The organism is Candidatus Persebacteraceae bacterium Df01, from assembly GCA_030386295.1.
Taxonomy (GTDB): Bacteria; Pseudomonadota; Gammaproteobacteria; order Tethybacterales; family Persebacteraceae; genus Doriopsillibacter; species Doriopsillibacter californiensis.
In genome coordinates this window covers 124,486-138,064 of the sequence record JANQAO010000002.1, presented here as the reverse complement: position 1 = coordinate 138,064, position 13,579 = coordinate 124,486, and the positions used below count along the sequence as shown (strand labels likewise).

The window sequence follows — 13,579 nt, the reverse complement described above, 5'->3', positions numbered from 1 at the left end:
GGATTCTCACCTTATTTGAGAGTTCTCAGTTTTACGATTCAATCACTATTGGTCGGTGTCCTTCCCAACGAATTTTGGGTGCTTCGTGAAAGGAATGATATGGCACTGGAGTCGGCAGTTCCCACTCTAGTGTGTCAGCGCCTTCCCATACGCGTTTTTCACTGACTTTTTCGCCACTACGAATGCAATTTATCACTACATAGACAAACAGTAGCTGAGAGAAACCAAAACCAAAGGCGCCGATACTGCTAACCATATTAAAATCGGCAAACTGTAGAGCATAGTCAGGAACGCGCCGAGGCATGCCCGCGAGACCTAAAAAGTGCTGCACAAAAAATGTGACATTGAAAAATATGATGGACAACCAGAAATGTGTTTTGCCTAGCGTTTCGTTATACATTCGTCCCGTCCATTTGGGTAACCAGTAATACACGCCAGCAAATAAAGAAAACAGCGAGCCAGCAACCAATACATAATGAAAATGTGCAACCACATAGTAAGTATCTTGCAGTTGAATGTCTAGCGGTGCAATGGATAGTACTAGACCGGTAAAGCCACCGATAGTAAACAACACGATAAAGCCAATAGCAAATAGCATCGGTGCTTCAAAAGTCATAGAACCACGCCACATGGTGGCAATCCAATTAAATACCTTGACACCGGTCGGTATCGCAATAATCATTGTGGCATACATAAAGAAAAGGATTCCTGCCACCGGCATACCTACCGTAAACATGTGGTGCGCCCAAACAATAAATGACAGTAGGGCGATACTGGCAGTGGCATACACCATAGAGGTATAACCAAACAGTGGTTTGCGAGCAAAGGCTGGAATGACCGACGAGACCACGCCAAAAGCTGGTAGTGCCATGATATATACCTCAGGATGGCCAAAAAACCAGAAAATATGCTGATATAGCACTGGATCGCCGCCGCCGGCGGCATTGAAAAAGGCAGTGCCAAAGTGTCGGTCAGTCAATAACATCGTGACGGCACCGGCTAATACGGGCATAACGGCAATAAGCAAAAACGCTGTAATCAGCCAAGTCCAACAAAATAGCGGCATTTTCATTAATGGCATGTCGGGTGCGCGCATATTGAGAAGGGTGGTGATGATGTTAATAGCGCCCATGATGGAAGAAATTCCCATCAGGTGAATGGCAAAAATTGCCATATCCATGCCAATGCCCTGTTGGGTAGATAATGGAGCGTACAATGTCCAACCAGCAGCGGTAGCTCCGCTGGGAGTGAAAAAAGAACCGACAAGCAATATACCTGCCACTGGTAATAACCAAAACGACCAATTATTGAGACGCGCAAACGCCATATCACTAGCGCCAATCATTAGCGGTACTTGCCAGTTGGCAAAACCGGTAAATGCTGGCATGATGGCGCCAAAAACCATAATTAGCCCATGCATAGTCGTCAGTTGATTAAAAAATTCTGGTTCTACCACCTGCAAGCCTGGTTGAAAAAGCTCTATGCGAATGAGCAGTGCCATGATACCGCCGATAAAAAACATTGTGAGGGCAAACCACAGATACAAAGATCCGATATCTTTGTGATTAGTCGTAGTGAGATAGTGCCAAGCGTGTGCTACAAACCCTTTGGGCGCGTGATGCGCGTCAACATGGTCGTGGGAGAGAGTTGCTTCCATGAGATACGTTACCTTGCTTGATTCTTGATTAAGTGAAATTAGTAATTAAAAAGTAACTGTATTTTACAATACTGACGGGAATTATACCCACTCTACCGTCGCCGGTGGTTTGGATGAAATGTCGTATACCACGCGGTTAACGTCGGAAATAGTAGTGGTAATACTGTGGTGATACGCGCGCCAAAAAGCCATCCGGCAATCGTGCCCAATAGGCATTCAGAAAATCATCAGCAGAACACCTGCCAGAAGTAATGAGCCTATCGGTAGCTTTAGCAAAGGTATCTTTATATAGTCTGAAATTATCAGAACTTTTCACGAGTGCATAATTCTCTGGGCATTTGTGGCAGGATCAGCGGGGCGGTTGGCTTAGATATTTTGATACCGTCTGCTCTGCGAATTGATCATTATTTATACTGTCGCTAGATTCATATTTTCTATTCCCGCTATCCACACTGGGTCAAGGGTAACGTAAAAAATCACCCAAAACAATATGACTTTATATAATACGCTAGAATCCATGCAATATGGTTGTTGTAGGATTTACGTGTTTTATTCATTTATCACACAAAAACCGTTACCAAAGGGGTCTGCACAATACGCAATAGAACCCCAATCACCATTTTCGCCGCCTTCATGTTGACCGCCGAATTGAAGTATTTTTTTAACAACATCATCTACATTCATGATGAGAAAATCTAAATGGATTGGTGTCCAGTGACGACCATAATCGCGCTCAACCGCTTCTGATGGAATTGGTTTTGTTCCAGCCATTTTTTCTTGTAAATATATATCGCAATTTTCAGTTGAAATTACCGACATGCCTTCACTTTGATTTCTCAGCTTTTTACAACCAAGTGCTTCAATATAAAAAGTCTCAGCTTGTTTCAAGTTTGAGACATCAATACTTACAGAAATTTTTATCATATTGTTTCCTTATTAAAGTTGTTAGGGAATTTGTAACAATAGTTTAGATGCCTCATAAAACAGAAAAAAAGCGAACAAAATAAGTAGAGAAAATGTTAAATAAGAAAAATTATCCTTCAATAGTTTAGTGCCTATTTTTCCTATAATTACATATAAAACAAACATCAAATTTGATACTGCTAGCATAGAAAAAGCAAAAACAAACGCGTTAATGACTACGCTTTGATTAAGTTGATTAGCAATGACAGAACCTGATGGAAACAATAACCATATTTTGGGGGAAAGCAACATAACAATAGCTAAATTTGAAAAAGTAAGCTCTAATAAAGTATTGGACTTTTTGCTTTTTAAAGTCTTATAAGCGAGGAACAAAATATAACAACCTCCCAAAGAATAAAGCAATAAATCTATGTGTAAAAAAGCTTTGGAAACAAAGTCAACAAAAACAACACAAATCAAAGCCTGCGAGAATTGAATAGATATATTGACAGGAAAAAATACTTTTAAGAAAAATACAGAGGTATTGCTAAAGTTCAACTTTCTGGTCGCCTCCATAACCGTTATCCACACTGGACCAGGGGTGATATAAAAAATTACCCAAAACAGTATGACTTTATGTAATATGCTAGCGTCCATGTAATATGATTGTTGTAAGATTTATGTTTTTGTTACGCGTATATTATTTTTTAAATAATGCATTGGCGGATAGATTTTAAGAAGCTTATCAACTCTAACTCCAACGAATTAATCCAATTATTGCAGATGAGGCATAGAAAAATTGAAGCAACAAAAATGCCCAACGCTTGTCTATGACTGCCCATGCTGCAAATAAGCCGGACGACACAAGCAATAGTGTAAATCCTAGTATCTCATTCCCAGTATTTGACGCTATAAGTAACGCATAGAATATGGCAAGTACAGAACCAGAAACCTCAAATAGAGTGATCAGTTTTTGCTTATCTTTGTTTTTATTCATTATTTAATACGATTTTTGTACATTAAATAAGTGTCTAATTATTGAACGCGGATTAATGTTGAGATTTGGAGTCTATTCTCGTACGTATAACAACTTTTGCCTTCATATTGAACTTCTCCATCTTTGATTAAACTAGATTTAACATATGAATCCATAATTTTCTCCTTGATTGATGGGTTATTGATTGAAATCTAACGACCAAACTCAGCGGTGGCGTTAGCCGTCCTCTGGAGTGCCTTGTTAGCCTTTCAGCATTTCGTAGGGGCTTTGCCATCCTTTTTGCTTTCGCAGTCTGTCCAACCAACGCTCAACATTTTGAGGAACTTCAATGCTTACTTCATCAGAATACATCAAATAAGCAGACAAAGAAAAATCGGCTGGAGATATACTATTGCCGAGTATGAAAGATTTATCAGCGAGCTCTTTATCAAGGACGCCAACATCGTGTTTATATCGAATGCTCAACCAATCATGTGCGCCTTGTGATAACCTAAACTCTGGATATGTTTTGGACAACTTTTCATTAGCTCTCAATTGAGGCAAGCACATGCCAATTTTGTTTGCTTCCCAAACTAACCATTCCAAGCATTTTTGTTTTTCATTAGAATTTTTAAACTGTCTAAATTTATCGGACAAATAAACAAGTATTGCATTGGATTGAATGTAGCATTGCCCATCATCTATTAGAGTTGGCACTTCAGAAAATTTTGAGGCTTTTAAAAACTCATCGCTCCTTGTGCTTCTCTCAGAGAAGATGTCAACACATTCATATTGATGTTCAATTTCTAGCCATGCCAAGAAAAATTTAACTTTCAAAGCATGTCCAGAGTATGGATGCCCAAATAATTTCATATTGTCTCCGAAGGGCTAAAAATTATTCATAGCACCGATTGTATCGCTATTAGTGATGTTACAAGCAAACTTAATTTAAATGTCATTTTACAAGATAAGGGTTAATATTTTTAACTGTTTTTATTGATAACGCCCATATGGTAGAGAAAAAATACTTAATCAGGTGAGCGACAAAATTCGTTTAAGGGTATAGTTATCTCTTTTCCAGTCTTGAATTTACCAAAGAAATTTGGTGATGATATCTGGTTATTGGTTTTGAAGGCATAACGCCGCACTCTGCGCCAAATTTTGAGCGTAGCGAAAAAATGTTAGGTGGAGTGCTTCGTTAGATTATCTTTCCGTATGTCATCCACTTGTGAATGAATCGCCTAATTTTTGAACTATTAGAGTCAAGATATATGTCAACTCTAATTCTTTATAGGCTTTCCTATCAGTTTGCCCCCAAACAACCCCTGGCCAACACAAATCATTTTTATGCCGACCTACAATATGAATGTGCATTTGGCTCACCATATTACCAATTGATGCCACATTTAATTTTTCGACAAAAAAGTTGTTTAAGATGAACTCTGACAATATATTGATGTTTTTTTCAAGCACTCTCCTTTCAGAATCAGACAATTTATACAGCTCAGTTTCGCTAGTATTTGGCAAAACAATAAACCAAGGAACTAGTGAATTATTCATTAAGAGTAATGCCTGCCCATTTATAATTCCCAATTGGATAGTATCTTCCTTTAACCTCGGATCGATTTCAACAGTTTTCATGCTTTAATAACTTTTTGAGATTGAATGTGATATCAAGTGATTTAATCATTTTTCAGGTGCCGTTATAATGTGCGAGTTGAATGTAACATGAATTTTAGTGTTCATTAAAATTTTGGGTTATATTTACCAATATCGTAAGTCAGGCTGCTCATTCATAAAAAAGCACCTAATTATTGATTTGTGATAAACAAGAGTTCATCACAAATCACAACATAAAAATGTTGATCTGCTCCACAAAATAAAGCCCCTACACTTTACAGACCTCTATTAAGTTTATAGACTTACAGTTTATTAACCTCTAACCCATAAAAACTATGATTAAACTTTCCCTAGAAGATGTTCGACAACTTGCTACAGAAACCCTAATAGGAGCAGGTGCAAGCAGTCAAAACGCATCAGCCGTTGCGGATTCAACTGTATTAGCAGAGCGCGACGGTATCCGCAGTCACGGTTTACTATATGTCCCAATCTATGCTGAACATGTAAAGTGTGGCAAAGTTGATGGGACAGCCGTTCCTGTTGTAGAAAAAGTCAAATCAGGATCCATTCGTGTTGATGCCAAAACAGGCTTTGCGCACCCAGCCATTGATGCAGGTTTTGATGCATTTATAGCAGCTACCAAAGAAAACGGCGTTGCTGCTCTAACCACTCGCAACTCATACAATTGCGGTGTTTTAGGACACCATGCCGAACGCATTGCAGAGCAAGGGTTAGTTGGTTTATGCTTTACCCATGCCCCCGCATCTATCGCCCCAACGGGTGGTAAAACCCCCGTTATTGGTACAAACCCATTTGCTTTAGCTGTTCCTGATACAGATAACGGTGCTGCCTTAGTGATTGATCAATCCGCCAGTACCATTGCCAAGTCCGAGATTTTATTAAGAGCCTCCAAAGACGAAACCATTGAAGATAACTGGGCACTTGATAGCGAAGGTAACCCAACCACCGATGCAAAAGCAGCTTTAAAAGGCTCCATGTTACCCTCAGGTGGACAAAAAGGCTTTGGCGTGGGTTTACTTGTTGAGATAATGGCATCCTGCTTAGCAGGTGCACTCTTGAGCCGAGATGCTGCACCATTCTCAGGTACTGTAGGTGGGCCACCTAAAACAGGGCAATGTTTTCTAGCTTTTGATACCAGTGCTTTTTCGGGCGAGTTATTTGTCGAACGCATTAGTGCCCTAACACAGGCGATTGAAGAGCAAGCAGGTGCACGCTTACCAGGTTCACGCCGTAAAAATAACCGCCAAGCCATCGAAAAAGACGGCGTAATAGTTGACCCAACTTTGCTAGAGCGTATAAAAAAATCAGGGTAAGCTAGTTTAAGCTAAGCAGTTTAGTTATTACCTAATATTTTCAACCTAGATTAGTAATGGTGTAGGATAGGTGCAGCAGGCGATTTTTCGATAGTGTCCAAAATAGTGTGTCTGTTTGTTTTAAAACACTTTAGTAAATTATATTAATAATTCTGAAAAAATAGGGTCTGATTTAGTTGTGTAATTGGATAAGAATAACGAGTCCGATTTAAACTCATTGATGCCTTGGTGAGTAGGGTCGTTTTATCAAAAAAACCACTGTGCCTTTGAAGCAATTGCTTGGTATGGGCATTTGACAATTTCTTACTCCTATTGTAATTTGAGGAGTAATTTTTTAAAAATTGATTTCAAAAACCGGGAGAAAAGTTAGACTTTTATTTGCAGATTTAGAGAGAGGATTAATAATTTATTTTGTTATAGTTTGGAAACTACTTGGTAACAAATAGTTTATGAGAACTTATTGGCATAGTTTAATATTGTTTTTGTGTGTCATTCCCACTCTACCGTTGCCGGTGGTTTGGATGAAATATCGTACACCACGCGGTTAACGCCGGCAACAGTATTGATAATACGTGATGATACGCGCGCCAAAAAGTCATCTGGCAATCGTGCCCAATCGGCAGTCATAAAATCATCAGTAGTAACCGCCCGCAATGCCACGACATTGTCATAAGTTCTGTCGTCTCCCATCACACCGACCGAGCGCACTGGCAGCAACACAGCAAACGCTTGCGAAACGGTTGCATAGAGTGTTGTTGTTTCTAATTCCTCCATATAGACTGCGTCAGCTTGTCGCGCAATTTCGGCGCGCTCGGGTGTGACTTCGCCCAGCACCCGCACGGCGAGTCCGGGACCGGGAAAAGGATGCCGTTGTACTAATCGTTCCGGTAAACTTAATGTTAATCCCAGCTGGCGCACTTCGTCTTTGAATAGATTACGTAATGGCTCCAATAATTTTAAATTTAACCGTTCCGGTAGCCCGCCGACATTGTGGTGTGATTTGATGACTGCTTTCCCGGCTCCATCGCCAGCAGACTCCACCACGTCTGGATATATGGTGCCTTGTGCTAGCCAGCGCACGGTGTCACTGAATTTTCTCGCTTGTGCTTCAAATTCTTCCACAAACAAACGACCAATGTGGCGACGCTTTTCTTCTGGGTCTTCTACGCCGCGCAGAGCGGAAAAAAATTTATCTGCGGCATTAATAATTGTTAGATTAACACCGAAGTGGTCTTCAAAAACAGTTTTAACTTCATCCGCTTCACCGGCGCGCATTAATCCGTGGTCTACCAGCACACAATGCAATTGTTCGCCAATGGCGTGATGTAGTAACGCTGCCACAACAGCAGAATCCACTCCACCTGATAAACCCAACAACACACCCTCGTCGCCTACGCGGCGGCGGATAACTTCGGTTTCACGAGTGACAAAATTAGACATGGTCCACGTTGCCTTTACTTGGCAAATGCCACGAACAAAACGTTCTAAAATTTCGCGCCCGTGTAGTGTGTGTGCTGTTTCGGGATGAAATTGCAAACCATACAAGCGCCTCGTTTCATCAGCCATCGCAGCTACCGGCGAAGAGTCGCTTTTGGCAATAATGGTAAAACCGGCGGGTGGACGCAATACACGGTCACCATGACTCATTAACACCGGTAGAGGTTCTTGAGGTAGCCCAGCGAATAGTGATGCTGTATGGTCGGCATGCACCGTGGCTTGACCGTATTCGTGATGTGTGGCAACTTCTACTTCGCCACCTAGTGCTAGCGCCATTACTTGCATGCCGTAACACAAACCCAAAACTGGTACACCAGCAGAAAAAACGGCAGGTTGAATAGCCGGCGCACCTGCTGCCATTGCCGAATTAGGGCCGCCAGATAAAATAATGCCGCTGGGGGCAAAGGCATTGATATTTTCCGCCAGCCAATCGTGTGGGTGAATTTCACAGTATGCTTGTAATTCCCGTATTTTTCGCGCAATAAGCTGGGTGTACTGTGAGCCGTAATCTAGAATTAGAATTTTTTGCATGTTTCTGAGATTTATCGCTTTATATGCAAATTGCCGTTTTTCATTTCGCTAATTTTGCCAACACCGATTAATGGCTGATGCGTATACAGGCAATTAATTTTCAACTTGATAGTTTGGTGCTTCGCGGGTAATTTGCACGTCATGCACGTGAGACTCTCGTAGACCCGCAAAAGAAACTCGTACAAATGGCCGCTTTTTCAAGTCACCGATTGTGGGAGCTCCTACGTAGCCCATTGCTGCCCGCAAGCCGCCGATGAGTTGGTGCAAAATGTCTGCTGCTGCACCTTTGTAGGGTACACGACCTTCAACGCCTTCCGGTACAAGTTTTGCTGCATCATTGTCTTGCTGAAAGTAGCGTTCACCGCTGCCTTTGCGCATCGCCGCCAAAGAACCCATGCCGCGGTAACGCTTGTACACTCGTCCCTGATATAGCTCGGTTTCACCCGGTGATTCGGTGGCGCCAGCCAGTAAGCCACCTACCATTACCGCATCGGCGCCGGCAGCAATGGCTTTGGCGATATCGCCGGAATAGCGCAGTCCACCATCAGCGATGATTGCTGTCTTGCGGCGAGCGCAGGCATTTGCTGCTGCCTGAATGGCAGAGATTTGTGGCATACCAACTCCGGCTACCATTCGGGTAGTGCAAATGGAGCCTGGACCGATACCAACTTTAATCGCGTCAGCCCCCGCTTCCGCCAAGCTTTTTGCTCCCGCTCCTGTGGCAACATTGCCTGCTATTAGCAATACTCCGCGTAGATGCATTTTCTTGATTTTTGCCACACAATCCAGCACTCCTTTGCTGTGTCCATGTGCAGAATCTACTACTAGTACGTCTGCCCCCGCATCTGCTAGCATGCCAATGCGCAATACGTCGTCGGCACCGACTGCTGCCGCCGTGCGCAGTCGTCCTTTGCTGTCTTTGCTGGCGTGAGGAAAAATTTCGGAGCGAATAATATCTTTAACAGTTACCAGACCGTGCAATATTCCTTTGGAATCCACAATAACTACTCGCTCAATGCGATGCTTGTGCATTAGCGCTTTGGCGGCTTCCATCTTGAACCCAGGGCGTACAGTAACTAGTTGTTCTAGTGGTGTCATTAACTCTCGTACTGGACGGCGCAATTTAGTTTCAAAACGCAAATCGCGGTTGGTGATAATCCCTTGTGCCATCCCCATGTCATTTACTACCGGTAATCCGGAAAAGCCTCGCGTGCGTTGGATATTGCGAGCTTCCCCAACCGTCATGGTGGGGGCAATGGTCACTGGCTTGGTGACAATGCCGCTTTCATATCGTTTAACTTTTTCTACTTCCGTTGCTTGTTTTTCTGGCGTCATGTTTTTGTGAATAACGCCCAATCCGCCCGATTGAGCGAGTGCGATGGCCATAGCGGATTCGGTAACAGAGTCCATCGCCGCTGATAGTAATGGTAAGGCTAGCGGCAAGTCGGCGGTTAATTGTGTAGCGGTAGAAACATCTCTCGGCAAAACCGCGGAGTATTGCGGCTCCAATAAAACGTCATCAAAAGTGAGAGATTCTTGCATAAACAATTAAAAAACAATTATATCGCATTCACCGGCAGGAGACGCTGAATGAGGCACAGTGCACTCTATCTTATTTTGCTTTGATAGTGGAATAGCCGATCAATATTTTGCGTAACAAAACGGTAACCCCTCTGCTATTGTGCCGCGTGTAAAGGGCGGCGGGAAATTTTGTAAAAGCGAAAATTTTAGCTTAGCGTATTTTCGCTTGCAGAGCAGCCGCTTTCAAAAATTAGCTAAATATTATCCCTTAATACCGCCTTTTGTTAATTTTGCTGGATTTAATAACCGCAATAATTCCTTACGCGGTAAATCGGTTTCTTCTGTAGCTACGTCCAAAATTGGGCGCCCCTCTTTATACGCTCGTTTGGCAATTTCTGCCGCTTTAAGATAGCCGATAACGGGATTAAGTGCGGTTACTAAAATAGGATTTTTTTCTAATGGAGCTTCCATGTTTTGAGGTCGTACTTTGAAGCTAGCAATGGCTTTATCTGCTAGTAGGCGGCTGGTAGATGACAGCAATTGAATGGAATCCAGTAGGCTGTCGGCAATAAGCGGTAACATGACATTGAGTTGAAAATTTCCGGACTGTCCTGCTATCGTGATGGTAGCGTCGTTGCCGATAACGCGAGCAGCAACCATGCAGGCAGCTTCCGGAATAACTGGATTAACCTTGCCTGGCATGATGCTGCTACCGGGTTGTAATGCCAACAACTCAATTTCTCCCAATCCGGCAAGTGGTCCGCTGTTCATCCAGCGTAAATCGTTGGCGATTTTCATCATGCTAACGGCGACAGTTTTAAGTTGCCCTGACAATTCTACCGCCGCATCTTGTGCGCTGAGGCTTTCAAAAAATGAAGCATTGGGTGTAAATGGCGCACCAGTAATTTTTTTTAACCGATTGGCAAAGGCGGCGGAAAAACGTTTTTCTGTATTAATTCCGGTACCTACCGCGGTGCCTCCTTGCGCTAACATAAGTAGGCGTTTTTCGGCATCGTTGATTCGCGCGATAGCTTTTTTAATTTGTAATGCCCAGCCATCTAATTCTTGACTCAAGCGCACCGGCATGGCGTCCATGAGGTGAGTGCGTCCCGTTTTAACGTGCTTGTCAAGGGTTTTTGCTTTCTTTTCTATCGCACCGACTAAATGTGCCAACGCTGGCAACAACTGCTGGCGCGTTTCTAATACGGCCGCCACGTGAATCGTGGTGGGAATGACATCGTTGCTGGATTGCCCCATGTTTACGTGGTCATTGGGATTTACGGCGATGTCATTTTTTTGTGACGCCAGTGTCGCCAATACTTCGTTCATGTTCATGTTGGTGCTAGTGCCAGAACCGGTTTGAAAAACGTCAATCGGAAAGTGCGTCAGATGTGCACCTTTTTCAATTTCTCGTGCTGCTTTGCCGATGGCACCACCAATTTTGCGATTGAGAAAACCCAGCTCAATATTAGTTTCTGCTGCACAACGCTTGACTAATGCGAGTGCCCGAATAAATGCCGCTGGCAATGGTCGTCCGCTAATGGGAAAATTCTCCACCGCTCGTTGCGTTTGTGCCTTGTACAGTGCGTCCGCCGGGACTTTTAATTGTCCCATGGAATCAGTTTCAATGCGAAAAGAGTTGCTCATTGTTGTTCTCCGTTATATTTTTTGCGCAAGCTGCATAATAGTTTTTTGTACATTTTCTCATAGGCATTTCCGATAAGGGAATAATTTTTTATGAGGTATGATTTTTTGTAGATATTAAATGTCGATTAGTTAGTCAACAAAGATGAATTATTCCTACTCTTGCTTTGTCGTTTCTTCAGCCACAATTTCTCCTTTTTTATTTTTTATTACTAAGCGCAATTTGTGGATGCGGGTATCTGGAGGTAACTTAAAAATTTGTTCAATTTCCTCATACACACCAACCGTAAGCGGCACGCTTGCTTCCGCTGGCACGCGTGTGACACGGAGCGTATCGCGTGCTCCCAATTCAACGACTTCAAAATAATAGGTGCCTTGAAAACTATTTTTTGTCTGTGCGCGTACCAGCACAGCCGACAGTCGGTGATGGCGAGGGCGAAAATCTGGTGTGTCTTCTAGTGTGTAAATGGCGATTTCTGTTTGGGGCTCGTTATTCAGTATTCGTTGATAAAAAGCAACTTCTTCTTGTTGGCGTATTTTTTCCTTCGTTAATTCCGTATTTTGATCTCGCAACTGTTGCAATATTTTTTTGTCTAATGTAGAAGTGGCACGAAGTTTGATGATTTTCCGCTGATCTTGCTCGCGTTGAGCGGAAAATTCACCGATTTGATCGCGCATTTGTTCAATATCGTCGCGTAACTGTTGATAATCACTTTCTGGATGTAATCGGCCACCCGAAAAAGCGATGAGAGCAATCAGTATTGCATAAATAAGGACGTTTTTAAGTGTAATAGAGGTGTCGCGATTGTCCTGCCACCATCTGATACAACTCTTGATGAATTGCATTGCTCAAACTGTGCGGGCGCCCGACAATCCCATGTCTTCCGGTAACCCAAAGCGAACGTTCATGTTTTGTACTGCCTGTCCCGCAGCGCCTTTGAGGAGATTATCTAAGGCGGCGATGACAAGCGTTATGCCGCCGGGTAATGGCCGTGCTGCCAGCTGTACTCGATTGGTACGCGTGACATGAGAAATTTCCGGTAAGCCGTCGTCTAGTACATCAATGAAAAGTTCATCCGCCCAGTGAGTTTGTAACAAACTGAACGCATCAGCGGAAAGAGGCACATATGCGCTAACGTAAAGACCGCGCGCCGTTGGTAAAAGATGAGGAACAAAAGCCATGGGGGGCATATGACCGGCAAACTGCCGTACTGCCTGTTCAATTTCTGGCTGGTGCCGGTGTCCTTCTACCGCATAAGCTTTGAAATTTTCTGTTTGTTCGGCAAACAGTAAATCCGTACGGTCGGTGCGTTTGCCGGCGCCGCTGACACCGGATTTGGCATCAACTATGATGTGGTCGTTAACGGAGCCGGCGGCGACTAGAGGGATAAGGGCTAGTTCTATTGCCGTTGCAAAACAGCCAGGGCAGGCAATTAAGTTGGCATTTTTGAGAGCAGGGCGGGCTGATTCCGTAAGACCGTACACGGCTTGTGGCAACAGTTCAGGGCTTGTGTGCTGCCCGTACCACTTTTCAAAAATTGCTATATCTTTAAGGCGAAAATCCGGACTGAGATCAATAACAACTGTATTCTGCATGAGCAGAGCGTTAGCACTGTTCATCGCCACTCCATGCGGCGTGGCAAAAAAGGCGACGTCGCTTTCGGCGAAAACCTCTTCTGATGGTGCTTGAAATGTAGAGTTCACACAGCCGCGCAAGGCGGGCATGTGAGTGGCTACCGGCTGTCCGGCAAGTGAGCGGGAAACATAAGTGATGGTCCCCACCTGTGGATGGCGGCATAGCAACGCGGTAAGCTCAGCACCCACATAGCCAGAGGCACCAAAAATAGTAACTTTGAGCAAAGAAGGCACGTTAGCCAGCGGCTATGGCCGACCGCG

The 13,579-nt window shown here is 43.4% G+C and carries 13 protein-coding genes; 1 reads left to right on the top strand and 12 read right to left on the bottom strand.

Annotated features, from left to right (window positions below; all coding sequences use genetic code 11):
- Positions 1 to 31 precede the first annotated feature (31 nt).
- The 7 genes from ctaD to NQX30_03755 all read right to left on the bottom strand — a co-directional run bounded on the left by ctaD (position 32) and on the right by NQX30_03755 (position 5,177).
- Positions 32 to 1,657 (bottom strand): cytochrome c oxidase subunit I, encoded by a 1,626-nt coding sequence (ctaD, locus tag NQX30_03785; protein ID MDM5147491.1) that lies wholly within the window; start codon positions 1,655 to 1,657, stop codon positions 32 to 34.
- 81 nt (positions 1,658 to 1,738) lie between these two features.
- Positions 1,739 to 1,849 (bottom strand): hypothetical protein, encoded by a 111-nt coding sequence (locus NQX30_03780; protein ID MDM5147490.1) that lies wholly within the window; start codon positions 1,847 to 1,849, stop codon positions 1,739 to 1,741.
- A gap of 357 nt (positions 1,850 to 2,206) precedes the next feature.
- Positions 2,207 to 2,581 carry a lactoylglutathione lyase gene (locus tag NQX30_03775; GenBank protein MDM5147489.1) on the bottom strand — a complete coding sequence of 125 codons (375 nt, stop codon included), beginning with the start codon at positions 2,579 to 2,581 and terminating at the stop codon, positions 2,207 to 2,209.
- 21 nt (positions 2,582 to 2,602) lie between these two features.
- Positions 2,603 to 3,136 carry a hypothetical protein gene (locus NQX30_03770; GenBank protein ID MDM5147488.1) on the bottom strand — a complete coding sequence of 178 codons (534 nt, stop codon included), beginning with the start codon at positions 3,134 to 3,136 and terminating at the stop codon, positions 2,603 to 2,605.
- Between the two features lie 175 nt (positions 3,137 to 3,311).
- Positions 3,312 to 3,557, bottom strand: a complete 246-nt coding sequence (locus NQX30_03765) for a hypothetical protein (GenBank protein ID MDM5147487.1) — start codon at positions 3,555 to 3,557, stop codon at positions 3,312 to 3,314.
- 240 nt (positions 3,558 to 3,797) lie between these two features.
- Positions 3,798 to 4,409, bottom strand: a complete 612-nt coding sequence (locus tag NQX30_03760) for a glutathione S-transferase family protein (GenBank protein MDM5147486.1) — start codon at positions 4,407 to 4,409, stop codon at positions 3,798 to 3,800.
- 345 nt (positions 4,410 to 4,754) lie between these two features.
- Positions 4,755 to 5,177, bottom strand: a complete 423-nt coding sequence (locus NQX30_03755; GenBank protein MDM5147485.1) for an HIT family protein — start codon at positions 5,175 to 5,177, stop codon at positions 4,755 to 4,757.
- Positions 5,178 to 5,491: 314 nt separating this feature from the next.
- Between NQX30_03755 and NQX30_03750 the strand changes: the two genes are divergently transcribed.
- Positions 5,492 to 6,490, top strand: a complete 999-nt coding sequence (locus tag NQX30_03750; protein ID MDM5147484.1) for an Ldh family oxidoreductase — start codon at positions 5,492 to 5,494, stop codon at positions 6,488 to 6,490.
- 489 nt (positions 6,491 to 6,979) lie between these two features.
- On the opposite strand, the gene guaA is transcribed toward NQX30_03750, so the two are convergent.
- From guaA to argC, 5 genes are all read right to left on the bottom strand, one after another.
- Complete coding sequence (guaA, locus tag NQX30_03745; protein MDM5147483.1) at positions 6,980 to 8,518, bottom strand: glutamine-hydrolyzing GMP synthase; 1,539 nt, start codon at positions 8,516 to 8,518, stop codon at positions 6,980 to 6,982.
- Positions 8,519 to 8,611: 93 nt separating this feature from the next.
- On the bottom strand, positions 8,612 to 10,060 hold the full coding sequence (gene guaB / locus NQX30_03740; GenBank protein MDM5147482.1) for an IMP dehydrogenase: 1,449 nt from the start codon (positions 10,058 to 10,060) through the stop codon (positions 8,612 to 8,614).
- A gap of 240 nt (positions 10,061 to 10,300) precedes the next feature.
- Entirely contained in the window at positions 10,301 to 11,686 is a 1,386-nt protein-coding gene (locus tag NQX30_03735; protein ID MDM5147481.1) for a class II fumarate hydratase, read from the bottom strand.
- A 153-nt stretch (positions 11,687 to 11,839) separates the two neighbouring features.
- Positions 11,840 to 12,529 (bottom strand): hypothetical protein, encoded by a 690-nt coding sequence (locus NQX30_03730; GenBank protein MDM5147480.1) that lies wholly within the window; start codon positions 12,527 to 12,529, stop codon positions 11,840 to 11,842.
- 3 nt (positions 12,530 to 12,532) lie between these two features.
- Positions 12,533 to 13,552, bottom strand: a complete 1,020-nt coding sequence (argC, locus tag NQX30_03725; protein MDM5147479.1) for an N-acetyl-gamma-glutamyl-phosphate reductase — start codon at positions 13,550 to 13,552, stop codon at positions 12,533 to 12,535.
- Positions 13,553 to 13,579 lie beyond the last annotated feature (27 nt).